We start from the raw sequence: 22594 nt of genomic DNA, 5'->3' as shown, positions 1-22594 counted from the left end.
GGGGTGCGCGCGGGAGTCGTATTCTTTCGCGCGGACGCGAAACACCGGGGGGCGCGGATGGGGTGGTGGCAGCTCAACGCGGACACGCTCGCCCGCAGCCGCTTCGTCGTCTCCCCGTTCGCCGAGACCTTCGCGGCCCTGAAACTGCTGCACGCGGGCACGGCCACGCACCCAGGTGAACAGGCCTGGCTGCGGGACCGGCTGCCCGGCTACCGCGCCCGCCTCGCCGCCGACCCGGTGGCCGCGCACCTCGTACGGGCGGGCCTGGGCCGGGCCTGGATCGCCGACTTCATGACCCCCACCCCGAAGGACGGGCAGTCCTTCGAGGAGGTCGTCGCCCGCGTACGGTCCGCCGACCCGGCCGCGGCCCGCGCCCACCTCGCCGTCTCCCTCGCCGGCCCGCTGCCCGCCGTACTGGACCGCGACGACCTCCCCGACCGCGCCGCCGCGCTCCTGGAGTACGTCTGGACCGAGACCGTACGACCGGACTGGGACCGGCGTCGGCGGGTGCTGGAGGCGGACGTGGTCGCCCGGACCGCGTTGGTCAGCCGGGGCGGCTGGGCGGCCGTACTGGACTCCCTGCGGCCCGGGCGGATGCGCTGGCTCGGGGAGAACCGGCTCCAGGTGAACCTGCACGAGTACCCGCCCCGCGAGATCTCCGGCGCCGAGCTCGTCTTCATGCCGGTCACCCCGAGGACCGGCTGGGTGTCCTGGGAGGAGTCCGAGATCTACGCGCTCGTCTACGCCTGCGCGGGCGCCCTCGCCGACCCGGGCAACCGGACCGTGCCCAGCAGCCTGGCCACCCTGCTCGGCCCGGCCCGCGCCGGCGTCCTCGTCCTCCTGGATTCCCCCATGAGCACGAGCCAGCTGGTCGCGGTGACCGGCCAGGGTCTCGGTTCCGTCGGCCGACATCTGAAGGTGCTGCTGGACGCGGGGCTTGTGGAGCGGCGGCGGGCCGGGCGGTCGGTGCTGTACTCGCGGGCAGCGGCCGGGGAGGTGCTCGTGGAGGCCCAGAACCGGGCCGACACCGAGCGGAGTTAGCATCCGCTTATGACGACTACAGATGGTTCTTCCCCCCTCGACGTCGAGATCGGTGCCCTCAAGGGCGGCTCCGCGGACCTCTCCCAGTACGCAGGCCAGGCGGTCCTCATCGTCAACGTGGCCTCCAAGTGCGGCCTGACCCCGCAGTACACGGGCCTGGAGAAGCTCCAGGAGCAGTACGCCGACCAGGGCTTCACCGTCCTCGGCGTGCCCTGCAACCAGTTCATGGGCCAGGAGCCCGGCAGCGCCGAGGAGATCGCCGAGTTCTGCTCGGCGACGTACGGCGTGACCTTCCCGCTGACCGAGAAGGTCGAGGTGAACGGCGAGGGCCGGCACCCGCTCTACCAGCGCCTCACCGGCTTCGCCGACGCGGAGGGCCACACCGGCGACATCCGCTGGAACTTCGAGAAGTTCCTCATCGGCCGAGACGGCGAGGTCGTAGCCCGCTTCTCCCCGAAGACGGAGCCGGATTCGGCGGAGGTTGTGGCGGCGGTGGAGGCACAGCTGGGCTGACCTGACCCACTCGGTCTCAGTAGGCGGTCATTTCAGCTCGTCCGGACATGGGGTGCCCCGGGGCAGTTGGTACGGGGCACCCAATCTGTACGTGCCCGCCTTCGGTGCGACCAGGATCGTCCACTTGTCGCCCTTGTCGTCCTCTTCCGTCTGCATCAGACAGCCGTTGACGTTGTCGAACGACTTCGGCGTGTCCTCCGCCCGGTGCTTGGACGCCTGTGTCTCCTGCGGCGGCTTCACGCCCTTGCCCTTGGCGTCGACCAGGCCGAGCCACGGCGAGTAGGGGACGCGGATCAGGACCCGCCCCGGCTTCTTGACCTCGATGGTCAACTCGCCCTGCTCCGCGCGGTCGACGGTCGCGGGCGAGTCCGCGAGCGGGGTCGGGTCGGTGACCTGGAACAGCTGCCAGTTGGCGTCGCCCCAGATCTGCTTCAGATACGGCATCCCCCGCTGCACCAGCTGCCGCTCGCGCGCGCCGCCGTCCCCGTCGGGCTGGTCCTTGGGCAGCACGACGAAGTGGACGGCCCAGCGCTGGAGCCACTCGTGGTAGTTCGCCGAGTTGAGGGTGTCGTCGTAGAAGAGCGGGTTGCGCTCCATGTCGGCCTGGCGGTTCCAGCCACGGGCGAGATTGACGTAGGGGGCGAGCGCGGAGGCCTCGCGGTGGGAGGCCGCGGGCACGACTTCGACCCGGCCCTTGGCCGCGCCGACCTCCTGGAGCTCGTTCACCAGCGGCGCCAGCTCGCGCGCCCAGGACGCGGTCGGGGTCGTGATGACAACGTCGTCGACCGACTTGAAGCCGATCCAGAAGGTGAAGCCGACGATCGCCAGCACGGTCACGTACCAGGTGCGGGAGCGCGGCACCATGAACGGCAGCGCCGCGACCAGCGCCACGCCCGCGAAGAGCATCGCGAGGCGGGTGATGTTGGAGCCGATCTGCGAACTGACCAGCCACACACCGAGGATGGACAGGCCGTAGACCGCGGAGGTCAGCCGGACCGTCTTCCACTCCTTGGGGACCAGCGTGAAGACGAGGACGGCCGAGGTGAAGGGCAGGATCACCGACGCGAACTTCATCGGCTGGGTGCCCGAGAACGGGAACAGCCAGGCCGAGACCGCCACGACCACGACCGGCGCGATCCCCAGCGCCCACGCGCCCGGGCGGCGCTTCTGCAGGAACAGGGCCACCGCCACCAGCCCCACGAACAGCCCCGCCACCGGTGACGCCATGGTCGCGAGCGCCGCCAGCGGGGCCGCGCACAGGGCCTTCGCCCAGCGTTTGTAGCGCCAGCGGTGCGGCCAGCAGAAGACGACGGCGACCGCGCCGAGCGCGAAGACCGTGCCGAGTCCGTACGTCACCCGGCCCGAGGCCGCGTTGCACAGGAAGGCGAAGACGCCGGCGAGCGAGGCCCACAGCGGGTTCCGCACCGACCGGCTGCGCAGCAGGATCAGCGTCAGCAGCCCCGCCGAGATCGTGCCGGCGATCATCATCGTCGTACGGACGCCCAGGACGGACATCAGATACGGCGACACCATGCTGTACGACACCGGGTGCATACCGCCGTACCAGGCGAGGTTGTACGCGGAGTCGGGGTGCCGGCCGACGAACTCGGCCCACGCGTCCTGAGCTGCGAGGTCGCCGCCACTGTTCGCGAACGTGAAGAACCAGGCGATGTGCAGGACGCCGGACAGGGCCGTGAAGGACAGCACCGGGTGCCGCAGCAGCCGCTCCCGCAGGGCGAGCAGCGCGGCCCGCGCGGCGGCGGTCCTATCTTTGGCGGCGGTCGTGGCGGTGGATTCGTCCGTACCCGTGGGCCGGGTCTCCCGCCCCTCGGACCGATCTGCGGACACACGTATTCGCGGGCCGGATACCGGGCCCGGATCGGCGTCGTCGGCGCGTGTCGGCTCCGCTGTGGCCACCTGAAGGCACTCCCCGTGGTGTCCCGTCTTCTGTTCAGGTCTTCTTCTCGTTCAGGTCTGCCGTCTGTACGCGTCCCGAGCGCTCCGGCCTGCCCCGTTTCGTGACGCTAGCACGCACCCCGCCGGGGAGCGCCCGGGTGGGGCCCACCGACGGGGTGCGCGGGCGTCAGTTGTCTTCCGGCGACCCGGATCAGCCGATACGCGTCAGCTTGGAGGTGAAGCCGGGCTCCGTGAGGTCGGACTGCAGGGCGACCGGCACCTTGACCGCGCCGCCGGAGCCGTCGCCCACGGTGAGGGTGCCCACCTTGGTGCCGGCCTTCGCGGTGTGCGGTACCTCGTCGGCGGCGAAGGACAGCTTCACCTCGAGGCCGGCCCAGCCGACCGCGGTGACGTCCTTGGTGAGCACGACCGGGGTGTGACCGCCGAGACCGTCGTCCACGTAGCCGACGACGGTGTCCTTCTTGAGGATCTTCGCCGAGGTCAACGCGTCCTGCGCGGCCAGCATCGCGGTCTTGCTGACGGCGTTGACCGTGTCGATGATCGGCGCCGTGTGCTGGCCGAGGATCGCGCCGACCACGGTGACCGTCTCACCGCCGACCTCCTTGGTGGCGGCGAAGAGCAGGTTGCCGCCGGCCTTGGTGGTGGTGCCCGTCTTGATGCCGAGGGCGCCGTTGTAGGGGACGAGACGGTTGTAGTTGTTCCAGGTCTTGCCCGACGGGTCCTTCCAGCTGGGCAGCTTGGTGATCTCCATCAGCGCCGGGATCTTCACCAGCTCGTTGCCGAGCTTCACCTGGTCCGCGGCGCTGGAGACGGTGGTCTCCTTGAGGCCGGAGGCGTCGGTGTACGTCGTGTTCGTCATGCCGAGTTCCTTGGCCGTGTCGTTCATCTTCTTGATGAACGCGGCCTCGGAACCGGCGTCCCAACGGGCCAGCAGACGCGCGATGTTGTTCGCGGACGGGATCATGATCGCCGACAGCGCCTGCCGCTCGGTGAGTATGTCGCCCTGCTTGACGGTGTTGAGGGTGGACTCACCGTCCTTGTCGTAGCCGCCCTCCTTCTCCGCCAGCGCGTCCACGGTGATCTTCTCGCCCTCGGCGCCCGCCTTCAGCGGGTGGTCCTTGAGGACGATGTACGCCGTCATGGCCTTGGCCACCGAGCCGATCGCGACGGGCGTCTGCTTGCCGAAGGCGCCCATCGTGCCGATGCCGTTGATGTCCAGGCTGCCCTGGCCCTCGGACGGCCACGGGAGGTCGGCCTTGCTGCCGTCGAAGGTGTACGAGTCGTCGGCGGTGAGCTGGAGCGAGGGGGTCGGCAGCGGGCGCATGGCCTGCACGATCGCAAACACGACGGCCAGCAGCAGGACCAGTGGGGTCCAGATCTTGACCCGCCGCACGAACGTGCGGACCGGTGTCTGGGGCGGCGGCGGGGTGTTGGTCAGCTCGGCCAGCAGGTCCAGCGGCGGCTTCGGCGGCAACGGCTGCTGGGTGGTCCGCTCGGGCGAGACCTGCGGAATGGCCGCGGTGGCGTCCGCCGGCTTGCGGACGGGTGGCTCGTCCAGCGGCCTGAGCGCGACGAACCTGCTGGTGCGCTCGGCCTCCTGCTCGGGGGCTTTGGCGGCGGGCGCCTTGGCGGCGGGGGCCGTGGAGGGCTGCTCCGCCTTGGCCGCACCGGCGGACTTGGGCGCGTCAGCGGGCTTGGGCACGTCAGCGGACTTGGGGACATCGGATGTCCTGGCGGCATCGGATGCCTTGGGAGCCCTGAAGTCGCCCAACTTGAGCATGGTGGTCGGCTGGTCGACCTGGGGCCGCTTGAGCATGGTGGTGTGCTGATCGCCGACGGGTTCGTCGGCAACACCGTCGCCACCACCGCCGCCCTCGGGCGCGTCCTCGACGTCGGCGGCCTTGCCCGCGTCCACGGGGGCGTCTTCCGGCTCGGCCGCGTCTGCCTGGGTGGCGTCGACAGGGGCGTCCTCGGGCTCGGTCCTGGCCGTGTCCGCCGGTGCGGCGTCCACAGGGGCGTCCGCAGACTCGTCGTCCACGACGACCGCGTCGGCGGGCTCCGGAGCCTTGTCGCTCACGTCGGCGTCCACCGGGGCGTCCTCGGGCTCGGCCGCGTCTGCCCGGGCGGCGTCGACAGGGGCGTCCTCGGGCTCGGTCCTGGCCGTGTCCGCCGGTGCGGCGTCCACAGGGGCGTCCGCAGACTCGTCGTCCACGACGACCGCGTCGGCGGGCTCCGGGGCCTCGTCACGCACGCCGGCGTCCACCGGGGCGTCCTCGGGCTCATCCGCGTCCGCCGGGACGGCGTCCACAGGCACGTCCGCAGGCTCGTCGTCCACGACGACCCCGTCGACCTCCGCGGCCGACTCCTCGCCGTCAGCGCCGCCGATGGCGTCCTCGGGGGCCTCGGACTCGTCCCCGGTCCCGTCGGCGTCCCCAGGACCCGCGGAGCCCTCTGAGTCTTCGGCGCGCTCGGAATCATCGGAGGCCTGAGAGGTCCCGTCGTCGGACGCGCCCTCGCCTCCGGCCGTCCCTCCGCCGCTCTCGCCGCCCTCGGCACCTTCGGCGCCCTTGGTGTCCTCGGCGGACTCATCGGCCTCGGCCGACCCCGCGGGCCTCGCCTCAGCCTCGGCATCGGGCTTCGCGTCAGCCTCCGCCTCAGCCCCGGCATCGGGCTCCGCGTCCGTCGCGAGATCCCGTACCGAGAACACCCGCGTCGCCGTGTCCACCCCGCCCCGGGCCCCTGCCTCCGTCTCGGAAGGCGTCCGCTCCGGATCCCGGCTCACCGCCAGGCGCGGATCGCGTTGCCGCGTCCTCGCCTCGGGAACCGGACCCGCGCTCCCCGACGTCGATCCTGTCGACGACTCGCGCTGCTTCGACCTGTCGGGGGACTCGCCCGCCACCGGTGCCTCCTCCTTGCCGCACGCCGTCCGCGCGGCTACCGAACCGTCTGACCGCCCGCTCGGACCACGCCTCCCCGACGCTGTCCGAACCATGTACCAGTGTCCTGTGTGCGGGCTTAACCTCTGCGGTAGACGAGAACGACATACCTACCGGTTCCACTACAAAGAGGTCACGCACCCTCGACAGACCAATGTGAGAGGGGTCACCCTGTCTTTCATCCACGCGGGGAGGCATGGATGGGCAGGAGCCGCAGAACACTTCCGGAAGAGCTTCTGCTGCTGGCATTGGACCCGGCCACGGGTACCACTGCACAGCCGCAGTCGCTCGACCTCGGTCTGGCCGGAGCACAGCTAGTAGAGCTGGCGCTGGCCGGACGGATAGCCCCAGACGGGGATCGTATCGCCGTGGTGGCACCACGGCCGACTGGAGATCCGACACTGGACTGCGCGTTGGAGTTGCTGCGAAGGCGTGGCGCTCCGGTGCGTGCGGTCCACTGGATCGGCGGGCCCCGACTGGGGTTGCGCCAGACCTACCTCTCGCATCTGGAGCGGTGCGGCATGGTGCATGCCGTGGCGGGACAGATGTGCGGGGTGTTGCCGACGACTCGTTATCAGGCGACGGACAACGCCATCAGCCGGGAGATCCGTGCCCGGCTGGATTCCGCGATCCGTACCGGCGTTCCGCCGGACCCACGGACCGCGGCGTTGGCCGCGCTCGCTCACGCTGTCGGCCTCGGCAAGCACCTGTATCCGGGTAATGAGGGACGCTCGTCCCGCTCCCGGCTGCGGGATCTGATCCGGCACGACCCGATGGGCGGCCTCGTGGCACACGCCGTGATGGACGTCCAGAACGGTGTGGCGGCCCAGCCGCGTCGCAGTCCGGCCCCGGCCGGCCGGCAGGCGGTCGGACCACCGGCCAGGCAGGTGTCCGAACCCGCTCGCGGTGTTCCGATGCAGCCGCACCGCAGTTCCATGGCGCGTGTCGTGGCCCACTGAGCCGCAGTTCCACGACATCGCCGTACAGCACAACGGCATGACAACCGCAGAACCGCACCGCCAAGCGCCGCACCGCAAGTCCCCATGACCCGGTACGGGAGCCGCTGGACCGAGCGGGGTGAAGCAGACGTAACGTCTCTTCACCCCGCTCGGCCGCGTCTCGGCCACGTCCACAAGGGCTTTCGGAAAACCCGAATACGGCCTGGACCTGCCGCATATCCAACGTTTCCCAGCGGTAGTAACCACCTTGGTGGCAATCTGCTCAACAGCAGATACGCAAAGTGGCAAACGTAGGTTCGCAGCCGGAGGTGCACGTCCCGTGGCGTCCAGTGTCAATCCCACCGTCCGGCGACGCCGGCTGGGTCAAGAGTTGCGCCGGCTCCGTGAGCTGAAAGGCATGACGGCCGAAGAAGTCGCCGAGCGACTGCTGGTGTCGCAGTCGAAGATCAGCCGGCTGGAGAACGGCCGGCGCAGCATCAGCCAGCGTGACGTCCGCGATCTGTGCGGGGTCTACGAGGTCGAGGACGTCCGCATCGTCGACTCGCTGATGCAGATGGCCAAGGACTCGCGCCAGCAGGGCTGGTGGCACTCCTTCGGCGACATCCCCTACAGCGTCTACATCGGACTGGAGACGGACGCGGCGAGTCTGCGCGTCTACGATCCCCAGGTCGTCCCCGGTCTGTTGCAGACCCGGCAGTACGCCGAGGCGCTGATCGCGGGCGCGTTGCCGGAGACCGCCGCCGCGGACGTGGAGAAGCGCGTCCAGGTGCGGCTGCGCCGGCAGGAACGAATCACCGCCCCGGAGAACCCGTTGCGCCTGTGGACGGTGATGGACGAGGCGGCGGTGCGCCGGGTCGTCGGCAACCGCTCCCTGATGCGCGACCAGTTGGAGCATCTCGTCGAGCAGTCCCAACTGCCGCACGTCACCGTGCAGGTGATCCCCTTCGAGATGGGCGCGCACCCGGGCGTGAACGGCCAGTACGCGATCCTGGAGTTCCCCGACGCGGCCGACTCCAGCGTGGTCTACATCGAGGGCGTGACCAGCGACCTGTATCTGGAGAAGGCGAACGACGTCCAGAAGTACAGCGTGATGTACGAGCACTTGAGGGCGCAGGCGCTGAACGCGGACCAGTCGCGGCAGTTCATCGCGGACATCGCCAAGGAGTACGCGCGATGAGGTGAACCAGGGCCTTCCGAGGCGGTCTTCGACGGAAGCGGCCGCAGAGTACACCTTCCGTAGGCCGAATTGGAAGACCCACCTGGAATATGCCATTCAGACGAGTGAATAGCCGCTTCGTACGCGGGGGTTGGCGAGTACCGTCGATCACGCCAATCAGACACCAAGGTTGGCGCAAACCAGCAACTCGTCATCTGGCAATACGGAGCAAAAATGGCAATTCGTCAGGGCGCCACGGCCACCTGGACCAAGTCCTCCTACTCCACCGGGAACGGGGCCTGCGTCGAGGTCAAGTCCCCGGTCATCGAGGGCCTGTCCGTCCGTGACTCCAAGGTCACCGAAGGACCGGAACTGGCCTTCCCCTCCGACGCGTGGAACGCCTTCGTGGCCTCGGTCAAGGCGTAACGGCACGTCTGTCACACATGCGACAACTTCACAAGCTGCACCATCAGAGCCCTCTCGACCAGCCCGCCGTCCTTGCCGAGGGGGCTCGGCTTGTGCCCCGACATTCCTGACGGTTCCGGTCAGCGGAGCCGGTCCACGTAGGTGTCCGTCCCCGGCACGGTCGGGATGAACGGCGCCACCAACTCGACCCGCCCCAGGCCCGATTCGGCGACCTGCTCGTCCAGTCCGGTGAAGTACTCCTCCCAGCACTCGCGCGGGTCCGCCTCCAGGAACCACAGCAGGGTCAGCCGCGTACCGACCCCTTCGACCTGCTTGACGTAGGTCATCCGATCACCGGGCAGGGGCGTCGGCCGGAAGACGGTCACCAGCGCGGCCGGTGATCCGGCGACCCGCTTGGGCAGATGGCGCGAACGCAACCACTCCGCCAACTCGGCCCGCTGCTCGGCCGATTCGGCGTCGATCACCTCCAACACCAGCCCCGCGTACGGGTGGTCGAGGGCGTGGAAGTCCCGCGGCCCGGCCGCCCCGTCCCGGTACACGCTCGCCTCGTGGTCCTGGAAGGCGGTGAAGACGTGCGTGCGGTCCTGGTAGACCCGGGCGTCCCGGTTGAGCCGCTTGTTGATCCCCACGGTCCACTTCATGTGGTCGTCGTAGCGGCCGTCGGTGATCCAGTACGTGGAGAGGTAGCAGCCGGCGGCGACCGGCTGGGCGATCGCCGACTTCTCGGGGTAGCGCAGGAGTTGGAGGTCCCGGGTGGCGACCCAGCGGCGCCCGGCGTACATCCAGGGCATCGCCATCGCACCGGCGTAGTAGTGGTCGTCCTCGTACCACCTGTTGTACGCGTACTCGTGGCCCGGGTGCGGCTCGACCATGGTGATCAGCGCGTGGCCCGGGCGGACTCCGTACGGGCCTACGGCGGCCAGTTCGGCGTACGTCTGACTGCGGGTGTCTGTCTTTTCGGGGCCCTCGGACATGGGCGCTCCCCTTCCTTCGTCCGCCGGTCGCCCATACTCTGACGCCCCGTCAGAAAAAGCGCCAGGGTCAGGGAAGCGCTGGGTCGGAGGTCTCTCATGTCACTGCTCACGGGCAAGACGGTCGTCGTGTCGGGAGTCGGCGCCGGGCTCGGTCATCAGGTCGCGGCGGCGGTCGTGCGCGACGGCGGGAACGCGGTGCTCGGGGCGCGCACCGAGGCGAACCTCGCCAAGAGCGCCTCCGACATCGATCCGGACGGGGCGCACACGGCGTACCGGGCGACCGACATCACCGACGAGGCGCAGTGCGAGGCCCTCGCCGCGCTCGCGCTGGAGCGGTTCGGGCGGATCGACGCGGTGGTCCAGGTGGCCGCCTGGGACAGCTACTTCGGCGGGGTGGAGGACGCCGACTTCGCGACCTGGCTGTCGGTGATCGACGTGAACCTGCTGGGGTCGCTGCGGATGGCGCGGGCCTGTCTGGCGGGGCTCAGGGCGGCCGGGGGCGGGTCCGTCGTCCTCATCGGGACGCAGTCGGCGGTGGCGGCGCCCTCGCAGGTGCGGCAGGCGGCGTACGCGGCCTCCAAGGGGGCGCTGACGAGCGCGATGTACTCGCTGGCGCGGGAGCTGGGGCCCGACCGGATCCGGGTCAACACCGTGCTGCCCGGCTGGATGTGGGGGCCGCCGGTGCAGGCGTTCGTGCAATTCACCTCGCACACGGAGGGGGTGCCGGAGGCGGACGTACTGAAGCGGCTGACGGATCGGATGGCGCTGCCGGACCTCGCCACGGACGAGGACGTGGCGGACGCGGCCGTCTTTCTCGCCTCGGACCGCGCGCGGGCGATCACGGGACAGTCTTTGCTGGTCAACGCGGGTGAGTTGATGCGATGACGCCACTTTCGCAGTCGATCGACTGTTCAGATACATAAACCCAGGACAGCAATCGGAACGATTTTACAGTCTCTTGACCTTCCACTTGCTTGCCGTGGGCACGCCACCCCGCCCAGAGTTCACATGCCCGACCCCGGCAGCGGGAACATGGAAGGGGACCCATGAACAGTCTCGACTGGGCTGTGCTCATCGCCTATTTCGGCGTGATGATCGCCATCGGCGTCTGGTCGCACAAGCGAGTGGACAACGTCAGCGACTTCTTCACCGCCGGCGGCAAGATGCCCTGGTGGCTGTCCGGCATCTCGCACCACATGTCGGGCTACAGCGCGGTGATGTTCACGGGCTACGCGGGCATCGCCTATACCTACGGCGTCACGTCGTTCATCACCTGGTCCTTCCCGATCGCGCTGGGCATCGCCATCGGCTCCAAGCTGTTCGCGCCGCGCATCAACCGGCTGCGCTCACGGCTGCACGTGGCCTCCCCGCTCGAATACCTCAAGAACCGCTACGACTTGAAGACGCAGCAGGCCCTCGCGTGGTCCGGCATGCTGCTGAAGATCGTCGACGTCGGCGCCAAGTGGGCGGCGATCGCGACCCTGTTGTCCGTGTTCACCGGGATCTCCCTCAACCAGGGCATCCTCATCACCGGCGCGATCACGGCGGTCTACTGCACGATCGGCGGCCTGTGGGCCGACGCGCTGACCGAACTGGGCCAGTTCATCATCCAGTTGCTGGCCGGCGTCGCGATGTTCGTCGCCGTCGTGCTGAAGCTGAACGACAAGGGCATCGGCTTCCTCGGCGCCTGGGACGAGCCGGCCCTGCACGGCCACGGCAAGCCGCTGGTCGGCCCGTACGGCACGGTCTTCCTGCTCGCCTTCCTCTTCATCAAGCTCTTCGAGTACAACGGCGGCATGCTCAACCAGGCCCAGCGCTACATGGCCACGGGCAGCCCGCGCGAGGCCGAGCGCTCGGCCCGGCTGTCGGCAGCGCTGTGGCTGATCTGGCCGGTGGTCCTGTTCTTCCCGATGTGGATGTCGCCGCTGCTGGTGACCGCGAAGAAGCCGGACGGCTCCGACTCGTACGCCCTGATGACCGAACAGCTCCTCCCCCACGGTCTGTTGGGCCTCGTCATCGTCGGCTTCTTCTCGCACACCATGGCCATGTGCTCCTCCGACGCCAACGCGATCGCGGCCGTCTTCACCCGTGACGTGGCGCCGGTGGTGTCGAAGGCGGCGCGGGCCTGGAACGAGCGGGCCGGGCTGATCGCGGCCCGTGTCACCACCGTCCTCTTCCTCGGTCTGTCCATGGCGGTGGCCACCCAGGTCAACTCCCCCACCTTCAACGACATCATCACCGTCGTGATCAAGTGGGTCGCCGGTCTCATGGGTCCGATCGCGATCCCGATGATGCTGGGTCTGCTCCGCCCGTTCCGCCGCTCCGGCCCGACGGCGGCGCTCACCAGCTGGTCCATGGGTCTGCTCGCCTTCTGGCTGGTCAACTACCCAATCAACTGGAACGTCGACGGCGGCGTCCCGCTCCAGTACCAGGTGTCGATCCCGCTGGCCGTGTCGCTGGTCCTGTACATCCTCGTCGGCTACCTGAAGCCGGAGGACACCCCGGAGCGCCTCGCGGTCATCGAGACGATCAACACGGACGACGACAGCACCGCGGTCGCCGTACCGGCCCCGGCCGGCCCGGTCGAGGACACGGTCGCCACGTCACCGACCAAGGACTGACCGACGTCACCGGCCAGGGACCGACCGCTCAGGCCCGCGGGTAGCGCACCAGCCACCCCGGGGACGATCCCCCGGGACCGTGCAGCGCCGGACCCTGGGTCATCTCCATCGCGAAGTCGTCCGCCAGTTCCAGCAGTGTGGGACGGCCCTCCAGCTCGGCCAGCCAGGCCGGCGGGAGGGCCGTTTCGCCGTGCAGGGCACCAAGGAGGCCGCCGGTGAGGGCGCCGGTCGCGCCCGAGGGACCGTCGTGGTTGACCGCGAGGCACAGACCGTGCCGGACGTCCTCGCCGACCAGGGCGCAGTACACGGCGGCCGCCAGCACCCCGTCCGCCGAGCCGTCCGCCGCCAGCTCCTCCACCCGCGCCGGCGTAGGCATGCCCTGCCGGACGGCGCCCAGGGCGTGCTGCAGGGCGTCGGAGACGTGCTCGTGCCCCGGTCGGGCCGCCAGCAGCCCCAGCGCCCGCTGCACGGCCGCGTCGAGGCTCTCACCGCGCGCGAGCCCGTGCACGATGACGGCGTACGCCCCCGCCGACAGGTACGCCGTGGGATGCCCGTGGGTCTGCGCCGCGCACTCCACGGCGAGCTGGACGACCAGCTGCGGCTCCCAGCCGACGAGCAGCCCGAAGGGCGCCGAGCGGGCGGTCGCCTCCGGGCCGAGCTCGGCCGGGCTCTTGGGGGACTCCAGCGTGCCCATGGTGTCGTCGCCGAACCCGATGAGCAGCGCGCGGGTCGGCTCGCGCCGGGCGTACAGCCACTCCTCGCGCGCCAGCCAGCCGTCGTCCTTGCGACGCTCGTCCGGCCCCCAGTCCCGCTGGGTGGAGGCCCAGCGCAGATACGCCCGGTGCAGATCGGTCGGCGGATGCCAGGCGCCCGTGTCACGGCGTACCTGGGCCCGTATCAGCCCGTCCACGGAGAACAGCGTGAGCTGCGTGAGGTGGGTGACGGCACCGCGCCGCCCGTAGGCGAAGACGAGGTCGGCGACGCCTTCCGCGCCGTACGCCTCCTTGATCTCCTCCAGGTCCAGTTCGTCGACGGGCGCGCCCAGCGCGTCCCCGACGGACACCCCGAGGAGCGTCCCGCGCACCCGGCTGCGGAAGTCCTGCTGCTCGGCACGGCCCCAGACGGCCCCGGCTGTCGCACCCACCAAGACCTCCCCGACGGCACCGCCTCTACGCACGACAGCACAGCACTGTAATCGAACGGGGACGGTGGGTTGAGGGGGCGGGAGGATGCACGGAATGTTCGATGGTCGGCCATGAACGGTCGAACATCAGCCATATCCGGTCATATCGCGTCCAGCCGTCGCCGTACGGCCGCCCGCTGTTCCTGGGCCCAGGCGGAGGAGGGGTTGAGCTCCAGGGAGCGGTCCAGGTCGGTCAGGGCCTCCTCGTCGCGGCCCAGGTTCGCCAGGCTCGCACCGCGGCTGGCATACGCCGACGCGTAGTCGGGGTCGAGGGCGACGGCCCGGTCGAAGTCGGCGAGGGCCTCCTCGTCACGGCCGGTGGTGCGCAGGGCGTCGCCGCGTTCGCAGTAGCTCCACGCCCAGTCGGGTTGCAGCTGGACGGCGCGGTCGAGGTCGGCCAGCCGGTGCTCGGGGTCGCCGAGGTCGCGCCACACCCGGGCCCGCCGGACGAGCGCCCAGGCGTAGGCGGGCTTGAGGTCCAGCGCGCGGTTCAAGTCGGCGAGGGCCAGGTCGAGTTCGCCCCGGGCGAAGTGGGCGGTGCCACGGGACGCCCAGCCGAAGTCGCTGCCCGGGTCGAGCCGCAGCCCCTCGTCCAGGTCCCGGACCGCCTCGTCCGGATGGCCCGCCATACGGTGGTGCTCGCCGCGCAGGATGTGGTGGTAGCCGTTGGCCGGCTCCAGCGCCACCACCCGGTCGAGCGCGTCGAGCGCCTCCCGGTAGTCACGCATCCCGCCCAGCGTCACGGCCTTCGCCCGCAGAGCCCGTACGAGGTCCGGCTCGAGGGCGAGCGCACGGTCCCAACTCTCCAGCGCCCGCTCGAAGTCACCGGCCCGGGCCAGGGCGTCGCCGTGGTGCGCCCAGGCCTCGGCCCGCCAGGGTTCGTCCCCTCGCGCGCGACTCAGCAACAGCCGCAGCAGCCCCGCCGCCCCACCGTCCGCGAACGCGTCCGTCAGGGCCCGCCCGTACGTCCGTACGGTCTCGGCGTCCGTGTCCTCCCCGGCCTCCGCGACCAGCCGCACCCACCGCCCCACCACGTCGTCCCCGTCCGCGCAGGCGGCGACGAGGTCGGCGGGGAGCATGGTCTGCGCGGTCCGGGGCCGGGCGCACAGGGAGTGGTACGACTCGGCGAGGCGCAGTGCGCGCCACTCCTCGTCGGCCCTGAACTCCGCGGGCTCGCGGCCCAGTTCGGCCTCCGCTCGCCACCGGGCGAAGACCTCGGCGAGCCGGTTGTGCCGTTCGGCCCAGCCGCGGGGGGAGCGGCGGCGTTGCAGCCGGAGCATCGGCTCGCGCACGAGGTCGTGGTAGCGGACGCGATCGCCACCCCGGTCGTCCACGAACGGCAGCCCGCGCAGCCACGCGAACAGTGCGTCCGCCTCCTCGGCCGGGCATTCGGCGGCGGCCCGGAACACGTCCATGTCCAGGCTGCGGGGCAGCGCGCACGCGAGCGCCACCGCGCGGCGCACCGGGTCCTGCTCCCACTTGAGGAAGCGCTCGACCGCCGTGGCGCTGGGATCGCCCACGTCGTCCGGGTCGGCGGGGTGCTGCTCGGCCAGCGTCGACACCAGTACCGGGAGCCCGCCGGTGAGCCGCAGCACCTCTTCGACCACGGGCTCGTCCACGACTCCCTTGCCCGCCAGCAGCCCTCGGGCCTCCGCGTCGGTGAACGGCCCCAGCGGCAGGTCCGTCATGAAGTCGGCGAAGGCGCCCCAGCGGGCGGTGTCGAAGGGGCGTTGGCCGGAAGTCACGACGACGACGTTGGGGGCCAGGGTCCCGTACTGATCACTGTCCATCAGGTCGTGCAGCCACTCATCGAGGAAAACCCCGGTCCTTTCAAACGTATCGAAGAACAGGACGACCCAAGGAACGGCCGACGCCGCCTCGTTGAGCTCACCGAGCAACACCGGCGTGAGCACTCTTTCGGGCGCCAACACCAACTGCACGTCCTCCTGACTGCGGAAGCGCGCACTGAGCCCGGCTCTCAACCGCTCGGCCCCCTGGGCGAGTTGACCTGCGTCGAGAACCCCCGCGAGGGCCCCCACTCCCGGCACCATCCCCAGCCCGACCAGCCCGGCCCGCGCCGCCACCACGCTCCCGACGGAGGGCCCACCCGCCTCCCCCTCGAGCGCGAGGCCGGCCTCGGCCTCGTGCCGCCGCGCCCGCTGCGCGGCAAGCAGCCGTTCGACTTCCTTCAACCGCCGCCCCTGGGAGGCGAATTGGCGCGCGATGACCCCCATGGCCTCGGGCAGACCGCCGACACCTTCGTCGACGTACGCGGTGAGCGCCCCCTTCTCCCGGGCGATCTGCTCCAACTCCCGCACGAGGAAGGTCTTCCCGACCCCCGCATTGCCGTGCACATGAAACAGGAACCGATGCCGCTCGTCCTCGGGCGGAAGATCGAAGTTCCCCCGAAAGACGGCCCGTTCAGCACCCCGCCCGACAAACCCGGCCCGCCGGCGCCGCCGGATGAGCTCCTGCATCGACGGCCGAGCCTGCGCCACGCTTACGCTCCCTTGTCGGGCGGGTGCCTCTGGGGCCGGGTGGGGCCATTGTCGCCCAGCGGCCGTACGGGCGGGAGCGCCGCGTCGCCGCATGCGGTGAGCGTCCGTGAAGGGTGGGGAAGGGTGGGGAAGGGCAAGCCCGTCGATTGACTTCGGAATACGTTCCGAAGTACCGTCGGATCATGCCCACTCCCACGGTCGCCTTCTCCGAGCTCTCGAAGAACTCGAAGCGTGTCGCGGACACGCTCGACCGGGCCCAGCGCGTGCACATCACGCGGCGGGACGGTGAGGATCTCTATCTGACGACGGCACGCCATGACCAGCAGCGCGAGGAGACTGCGGACATCACGGCCCGTCTCCTCGCCGCGCTCGTGCGCAGTGATGCCGGTGAGCGGGCGATACTGCGGGCGCTTCCCTCGGTGTTCCCGTGGGTCCGTCATCTGTCGGCGGACGAGCTCAAGGAGTTCGTCGTCGAGCTCATCGACGCCACGTACGACGCGGCCCAGCTGGACGTCCACGCCAACCTCCATCGAGTCGTCGTCGAATGGCGCGCGACGGCCCGCGTCCTCGCCGACCCCGAGCTCACCACGCAGCTCACCCGCCGGCTGCCCGGCGAGGACCACGGCGAGGTGACCGCGCCGTGAGCCCGAAGCGGGGGGACGACGCCGCGCCTCCGCCGGTGGGCGAGGAATGGCGCCTGCGGTTCGCGACGAACGAAGCGGCGAAAGGCTGGGGCGAGCTGGGCGCGGAGGCACCTGGCAACACCCGGCGTTGCTTCGAGGCGCTGCGCCGTGACCCGCTGTGCCGGGCGGATCCCGACCGCCAGCACCGGCTGCGCGGTCGCCTGGCCACGGGCAGCCTCGGCGGTCAGGAGTATCCCCAGTGGGAGTACGAGGTGACCGCAGGGGGTCGCGTGCGCTACCTGGTCGACGAGATCCGCCGCACGGTCCACCTGGTGTACGCGTCCACCCGCCACCCCAAGGACACCGACTGACCCCTGTCCGCGCCGCCGATGTCCGCGCCACCGAACAAGTTCTGGCTCAAAGCCGACGCGACCCACCCCGTCATGTGGGGAAGGACATCCCCCATGACCACCACTCCCACCTCACGCGCCCCGCATGCCCCGCGTGCCCTTCCTCTCGCCGCGACCCTTCTCACGGCGACCGTCGCGCTCTACATCACCCTGGTCGCGTTCGGGAACATCACCGACTTCGACAGCAATCAGCAGTTCGTGCGGCATGTGCTGGCGATGGACACGACGTTCAAGGACGACGACCTGATGTGGCGGGCGGTCACCAGTCATGGGCTGCAGGACGCCGCGTATGTCGTGATCATCGCCTGGGAGGTCGTGGCCGCGGTCGTGCTGATCGGCGGGACCTGGTTCTGGGGGCGGCGGGAGTACGGGCGGGCCCGGCAGGTCTCCACGTACGGGCTGCTGATGCTGATGGTGTTGTTCGGGGCCGGGTTCATCGGGATCGGCGGTGAGTGGTTCGCGATGTGGCAGTCCGAGGACTGGAACGGGCTGGAGGCGGCGGCTCGGGTGTTCGTGCTGAGCGGGGTGGTGCTGCTGGTGATCCACCTGCCCGGCGCCGCGCCCGACGCCGGTTGAGCGGCCCCGGACGAGGCGAGGCGGCCCGCGAGGCTCAGGCGCCGGGGCCGTCGCGCAGCAGGCGCCGGGCCACCTCGGTACGGGCCGCGGCGAGTTCCGCGGTGATCCGCTCGGTCCGGCCGGCTCGCGGCAGCACCGCCGCCGCCACGGGCTCCCCGACGAGCAGGGACGCCCGCCGCAGATGGGTCGGCGGATGGGTGGCGTCGACCTGGTGCCCGCGCCGGACTCCGGCGCGCCGCTGCCGTTCGTACTCGCGCTCGGGGACGGACGCCACGAACGCGGTGAGCAGCCCCCACAGCTCGTCGGCCCGGGCCGTGGCCGCCCGGACGGACCGCGACCCGGCGAGGCCGGCACGGTTGGCCTCGCTGCGCAGCAGGACATCGAGCGAGCCGGTGATGAGCAACCGGTCCATGAGGCCCACGGCCGCCTGAGTGGAAGCGGTGCGGGCGGCCAGCCGGTCGGCGAGGTACTCGGCCCGCATCCCGGCCCGTGACGTCAACCGGACGAGCAGCACCAGCGCTCCCCGGACCAGCAGACGTGGCACCACGTAGAGGGCGTTGACGGCCATCTCGATCAGGGACGGGTGCGGAATCGGCTGGAAGGTGTGGTGCCAGAGGGACAGGGTCCGCATCGCGCTGCCCACCACCAGGCCGTTGCGCGTGTCACCGTTGGCGTAGTGGGCCAGCTCGTGGCCGAGCAGCGCGATCCGCTCCCCGGGCGTGAGGACCTCCCACAGGGGCATGCCCAGCACCAGCAGCCGCCGGCGGCGCACGCCGTACGTCATGACGGCGGCGTTGATACTCCCGTCCACGGCGATCGCGTGCACGCTCCGGGTGCCGACCGCCCGCGCCACCTCGTCCACCGAGGCGAAGAGTTCGGGCGCGTCGGCCCTGAGCAGCACGGGCCAGTCGTCGGGCAGGCGGCGCACCTTCGGGGCGAGCGCCCAGGCCAGCGCCAGAAGCACCAGCCCCGCCACCATGCCCATGCCGCCCCAGCCCGCCACCACGCACCAGACACCACCGACGGCGAGCGCGAGGGTGACGCCGTGCACGGTCAGGGCGAGCGCGGTGGCCGCCACCGCCGAGGCGTCGCGCCGCGGGCGCGTCTCCCGCCCGCTCAGCATCTCGGCGAGCAGCTGCTCGCCATGTCGTCGCGCCAGCGCGCGCTCAGCTCGGTCCAGCCGTCCTTTGTCCGGCCGCGACTCCTCGGGATCCACGTTCCAGTCGCAGGCGGCGCACCAGACGGCGAACCGGCTGTCGCCGCGGATCTCCGTGCCGCATTCCGGGCACGACTGCGTCGTTTCTCTGGCGATATCGGGCATCACGAATTCCCCCCTAGGCGGCCCCTCCCCGGGCCGCTGCCTGCTGATACGGGCCGATCCGATCACACGGCGGAACTGCGGCGAAAGCGCGGTCGCCCGGCGTGCGAACGACAGCCCCTAGTCGACGACCGCGACCTTCGTGCCCGCCGAGCCGAACGTCCACACCGCCGCGCCGTCCGCCGTACCCATGCGGATGCCGCCGGTCTGGACGCCGGAGGCGGGCGGTGGGGAGGAGCCGTCGACCGCGTTGGAGAAGGCGACGTTGACGCCGGACTTCACGGTGAAGTAGAGGACGTGCTCGACCCGCACGCCGTCGGAGCCGGTGAGCGGGCCCTCCGTGCGCTGACCGACCGTGTAGGTGCCGGCGTCCGGAGCGACCGTCCCCGGCCAGACGGCGAAGGTGCGGCTCGCGGTGTCGGTCGCGCCGACCAGCCAGACGCGTTTCTGGCCCAGGGAGTAGACGATCCGGCGCCCCGTACCGGAGCCGTCCGGCACGGCCGCCGGTGCCGCCGTCTTCGTGGGCTTGGGATGCGCCGTCGCGGACGCGCTCGGCCGGGCGGTGGCCGCCTCCGGCTTCGTTCCCTTGTCGGCCTGCACGGCCAGGACGACGACAGCGGCGATCGCTCCCACCGTCAGACCGGTAACCCAGACCTTCGGGGCTGGCACGGCTCGCATCTCCTCGACTAAGGATCCCCGTCAAACGGAGAACGGGCGTCGGATCATCGTACCGGCCCCGACCTCGACGCCCGCCCAGCCGACAGCCTCCGGCCGCCCGGCCCGAAGCCTCCGGCCTCTCAGTCCAGGACCGGCAGCAGCTCCGGCAGGTGCCCGTCCGAGGCCGCCGCCGCCCGCTGCCGCTCCTGGGGCACCTCGCCGTACAACGTCGTACGCGCCCGCGCCGGACGCCCCGCCGCCTCCGCCACCGCGATCAGGTCCTTCACCGACTTGTACGAGCCGTACGAGGAACCGGCCATGCGGGAGATCGTCTCCTCCATCAGCGTGCCGCCGAGGTCGTTCGCGCCGGAGCGGAGCATCTCCGCCGCGCCCTCCGTGCCCAGCTTCACCCAGCTCGTCTGGATGTTGGGGATGTACGGGTGCAGGAGGAGACGAGCCATCGCCGTCACCGCCCGGTTGTCGCGCATCGTCGGGCCCGGCCGCGCGATCCCCGCCAGGTACACCGGCGCGTTGGTGTGGATGAAGGGGAGCGTCACGAACTCCGTGAAGCCGCCGGTCCGTTGCTGGATGCCCGCCAACGTCCGCAGGTGGCCGAGCCAGTGCCGCGGCTGGTCCACGTGGCCGTACATCATCGTCGAGCTCGACCGGATGCCCAACTCGTGGGCGGTCGTGACGACTTCGATCCAGGTCGCCGTCGGCAGCTTGCCCTTGGTCAGGATCCAGCGGACCTCGTCGTCGAGGATCTCGGCGGCGGTGCCGGGGATGGTGTCCAGGCCCGCCTCCTTCGCCGCGCTCAGCCACTCGCGGATCGAAAGGCCGGTCCGTGTCGCGCCGTTGACGACCTCCATGGGCGAGAAGGCGTGGACGTGCATCCCGGGGACGCGCTCCTTGACCGCCTTCGCGATGTCGAAGTACGCCGTCCCGGGCAGGTCAGGATGGATCCCGCCCTGCATGCAGACCTCGACTGCCCCGACCTCCCACGCCTGTTGGGCGCGGTCGGCCACCTGGTCCAACGACAACGTGTACGCGTCCGCGTCCGTACGGCGTTGCGCGAAGGCGCAGAAACGGCAGCCCGTGTAGCAGACGTTGGTGAAGTTGATGTTCCGCGTGACGATGTAGGTCACGTCGTCGCCGACCACCGACTTGCGTACGTCGTCCGCGATCCGCGTCAGCGCGTCCAGCGCCGGACCGTCCGCGTGCAGCAGCGCCAGGGCCTCCGCGTCGGTCAGCTTCGTCGGGTCGTCCGCCGCCGTCGCCAGCGCCTGCCGTACGTCCGTGTCGATGCGCTCCGGGACCATGCCGGGGGCGGCCGCCTCGCGCAGGGCGCCCCAGTCGCCGTACACCTCGTCGAAGTCGTCACGGCGGTCGGACGTACGGCCCTCGGTGTCGATCGTGGAGTGCAGATCCGTACGGCCGGTCGAGACGAAGGCCTCCTCCGGCTCCTGCCAGGCGTGGCCCTCCACCACCGCGTCCGGGCGGGCGAGGCCGGTCTCCGGGTCGGCCAGCGCGGCCACGTGCGGGCGCAGGCGCGGGTCCAGCCAGGGCTCGCCGCGCTGCACGAACTCCGGGTACACGCAGAGACGTTCCCTCAACTCGAAACCGGCCGCCGCGGAGCGTGCCGTGAGCTCCTCGATCTGCGGCCAGGGGCGTTCCGGGTTGACGTGGTCGATGGTCAGCGGGGAGACCCCGCCCCAGTCGTCGATGCCGGCGCCGAGCAGCCGCTCGTACTCGCTGTCGACCAGGTTCGGCGGGGCCTGGATGTTGGCGCCGGGGCCCATGATGTGCCGGGCGACGGCCACCGTGGCGATCAGTTCGTCGAGTTCCGCGTCCGGCATGCCGCGCATCGCGGTGTCCGGCTTGGCGCGGAAGTTCTGGATGATCAGTTCCTGGATCGAGTGGTAGGCCCGCGCCACCTTCCGCAGCGCGAAGAGGGACTCCGCGCGCTCCTCGTACGTCTCGCCGATGCCGATCAGAAGGCCGGAGGTGAAGGGGACGGACGAGCGGCCCGCGTCCTCCAACACCCGCAGACGTACGGCGGGTTCCTTGTCCGGGGAGCCGTAGTGGGGGCCGCCGGGCTCGGACCAGAGCCGGGTCGCGGTCGTCTCCAGCATCATGCCCATGCTCGGTGCGACCGGCTTGAGCCGCTGGAAGTCGGTCCAGCTCATGACGCCCGGGTTGAGGTGGGGCAGCAGGCCCGTCTCCTCCAGGATGCGGATGGAGATGGCGCGGACGTAGGCGATCGTGTCGTCGTAACCGTGCGCGTCGAGCCACTCGCGCGCCTCGGGCCAGCGGTCCTCGGGCTTGTCGCCGAGGGTGATCAGGGCTTCCTTGCAACCCAGGGCCGCGCCCTTGCGCGCGATGTCCAGCACCTCGTCCGGGGACATGAACATGCCGTGGCCGGCTCGGCGGAGTTTGCCGGGGACCGTGACGAAGGTGCAGTAGTGGCATTTGTCGCGGCACAGGCGGGTGAGGGGGATGAAGACGCTCTTCGAGTACGTGATGATGCCGGGGCGAGCCGCTGCCGCGAGGCCGGCGTCGCGTACTCGGGCCGCCGATGCCATGAGGTCGTCGAGTGCTTCGCCGCGGGCCTGGAGCAGGACAGCGGTCTCAGTGACATCCAGGGCGACGCCGTCACGGGCACGTTTGAGGGCGCGGCGCATGGAGTTGTCGGTCGGCCCGGTTCCAGGAGTCGCGGAAGTCGTCATTTAGTGAGCATACGTATCGGCTCCGCCTGTTCAGCAGGGTCCGGGGGGTGCAGGGAGGCT

Annotated in this window: 18 protein-coding genes; 10 read left to right on the top strand and 8 right to left on the bottom strand. The window is 70.7% G+C overall.

The window, feature by feature from the left end; genetic code table 11:
- Positions 1-57: 57 nt before the first annotated feature.
- Together ACIP6U_RS14115 and ACIP6U_RS14110 are read left to right on the top strand one after the other, a co-directional pair.
- Positions 58-1041: a helix-turn-helix domain-containing protein gene (locus tag ACIP6U_RS14115; protein ID WP_401716288.1), complete on the top strand. Its 984-nt coding sequence runs from the start codon at positions 58-60 to the stop codon at positions 1039-1041.
- A 9-nt stretch (positions 1042-1050) separates the two neighbouring features.
- Positions 1051-1554 (top strand): glutathione peroxidase, encoded by a 504-nt coding sequence (locus ACIP6U_RS14110; protein ID WP_401716285.1) that lies wholly within the window; start codon positions 1051-1053, stop codon positions 1552-1554.
- A 27-nt stretch (positions 1555-1581) separates the two neighbouring features.
- Here ACIP6U_RS14110 and ACIP6U_RS14105 read toward each other — a convergent pair whose 3' ends face one another.
- Both ACIP6U_RS14105 and ACIP6U_RS14100 read right to left on the bottom strand, forming a co-directional pair.
- Positions 1582-3471, bottom strand: coding sequence for an MFS transporter (locus tag ACIP6U_RS14105; protein ID WP_401716282.1), 1890 nt, complete (start codon positions 3469-3471; stop codon positions 1582-1584).
- Between the two features lie 190 nt (positions 3472-3661).
- Entirely contained in the window at positions 3662-6196 is a 2535-nt protein-coding gene (locus tag ACIP6U_RS14100; protein ID WP_401716279.1) for a D-alanyl-D-alanine carboxypeptidase, read from the bottom strand.
- Between the two features lie 411 nt (positions 6197-6607).
- Here ACIP6U_RS14100 and ACIP6U_RS14095 point away from each other — a divergent pair, with 411 nt between their 5' ends.
- The 3 genes from ACIP6U_RS14095 to ACIP6U_RS14085 all read left to right on the top strand — a co-directional run bounded on the left by ACIP6U_RS14095 (position 6608) and on the right by ACIP6U_RS14085 (position 8948).
- On the top strand, positions 6608-7366 hold the full coding sequence (locus ACIP6U_RS14095) for a GPP34 family phosphoprotein (RefSeq protein WP_401716276.1): 759 nt from the start codon (positions 6608-6610) through the stop codon (positions 7364-7366).
- Positions 7367-7685: 319 nt separating this feature from the next.
- Positions 7686-8543, top strand: coding sequence for a Scr1 family TA system antitoxin-like transcriptional regulator (locus ACIP6U_RS14090; protein WP_124003940.1), 858 nt, complete (start codon positions 7686-7688; stop codon positions 8541-8543).
- Between the two features lie 213 nt (positions 8544-8756).
- A complete protein-coding gene (locus ACIP6U_RS14085; protein ID WP_401716272.1) occupies positions 8757-8948 on the top strand; it encodes a DUF397 domain-containing protein in 192 nt (63 codons plus the stop codon).
- Positions 8949-9067: 119 nt separating this feature from the next.
- On the opposite strand, the gene ACIP6U_RS14080 is transcribed toward ACIP6U_RS14085, so the two are convergent.
- Positions 9068-9922 carry a hypothetical protein gene (locus ACIP6U_RS14080; RefSeq protein WP_401716269.1) on the bottom strand — a complete coding sequence of 285 codons (855 nt, stop codon included), beginning with the start codon at positions 9920-9922 and terminating at the stop codon, positions 9068-9070.
- 96 nt (positions 9923-10018) lie between these two features.
- Between ACIP6U_RS14080 and ACIP6U_RS14075 the strand changes: the two genes are divergently transcribed.
- Positions 10019-10807, top strand: a complete 789-nt coding sequence (locus tag ACIP6U_RS14075; protein WP_401716267.1) for an SDR family oxidoreductase — start codon at positions 10019-10021, stop codon at positions 10805-10807.
- A gap of 161 nt (positions 10808-10968) precedes the next feature.
- Entirely contained in the window at positions 10969-12543 is a 1575-nt protein-coding gene (locus ACIP6U_RS14070) for a sodium:solute symporter family protein (RefSeq protein ID WP_401716264.1), read from the top strand.
- A gap of 28 nt (positions 12544-12571) precedes the next feature.
- On the opposite strand, the gene ACIP6U_RS14065 is transcribed toward ACIP6U_RS14070, so the two are convergent.
- A complete protein-coding gene (locus ACIP6U_RS14065) occupies positions 12572-13687 on the bottom strand; it encodes an ADP-ribosylglycohydrolase family protein (RefSeq protein WP_401716261.1) in 1116 nt (371 codons plus the stop codon).
- 140 nt (positions 13688-13827) lie between these two features.
- Entirely contained in the window at positions 13828-16224 is a 2397-nt protein-coding gene (locus ACIP6U_RS14060; protein ID WP_401716259.1) for a tetratricopeptide repeat protein, read from the bottom strand.
- Positions 16225-16406: 182 nt separating this feature from the next.
- On the opposite strand from ACIP6U_RS14060, the gene ACIP6U_RS14055 reads away from it, so the two are divergent.
- The 3 genes from ACIP6U_RS14055 (at position 16407) to ACIP6U_RS14045 (ending at position 17833) form a co-directional block, all read left to right on the top strand.
- Positions 16407-16868 (top strand): prevent-host-death family protein, encoded by a 462-nt coding sequence (locus ACIP6U_RS14055; RefSeq protein WP_401716256.1) that lies wholly within the window; start codon positions 16407-16409, stop codon positions 16866-16868.
- Positions 16865-17218 (top strand): hypothetical protein, encoded by a 354-nt coding sequence (locus ACIP6U_RS14050; RefSeq protein WP_401716254.1) that lies wholly within the window; start codon positions 16865-16867, stop codon positions 17216-17218. The genes ACIP6U_RS14055 and ACIP6U_RS14050 overlap by 4 nt, the downstream gene beginning before the upstream one ends.
- Before the next feature lie 93 nt (positions 17219-17311).
- Entirely contained in the window at positions 17312-17833 is a 522-nt protein-coding gene (locus tag ACIP6U_RS14045) for a DUF2165 domain-containing protein (protein WP_401716252.1), read from the top strand.
- 34 nt (positions 17834-17867) lie between these two features.
- Here ACIP6U_RS14045 and ACIP6U_RS14040 read toward each other — a convergent pair whose 3' ends face one another.
- The 3 genes from ACIP6U_RS14040 to ACIP6U_RS14030 all read right to left on the bottom strand — a co-directional run bounded on the left by ACIP6U_RS14040 (position 17868) and on the right by ACIP6U_RS14030 (position 22534).
- Positions 17868-19154, bottom strand: coding sequence for a M48 family metallopeptidase (locus tag ACIP6U_RS14040; protein ID WP_401716250.1), 1287 nt, complete (start codon positions 19152-19154; stop codon positions 17868-17870).
- Positions 19155-19271: 117 nt separating this feature from the next.
- Positions 19272-19829 (bottom strand): hypothetical protein, encoded by a 558-nt coding sequence (locus ACIP6U_RS14035; RefSeq protein WP_401716247.1) that lies wholly within the window; start codon positions 19827-19829, stop codon positions 19272-19274.
- A gap of 119 nt (positions 19830-19948) precedes the next feature.
- On the bottom strand, positions 19949-22534 hold the full coding sequence (locus ACIP6U_RS14030; RefSeq protein WP_401716245.1) for a bifunctional FO biosynthesis protein CofGH: 2586 nt from the start codon (positions 22532-22534) through the stop codon (positions 19949-19951).
- Positions 22535-22594: the final 60 nt, after the last annotated feature.

This window comes from Streptomyces sp. NPDC088794 (genome assembly GCF_044750545.1).
In the GTDB taxonomy this organism is placed as follows: Bacteria; Actinomycetota; Actinomycetes; order Streptomycetales; family Streptomycetaceae; genus Streptomyces.
Note: the sequence above shows the minus strand (reverse complement) of the source record. Positions and strands in the feature narration are given on the sequence as shown.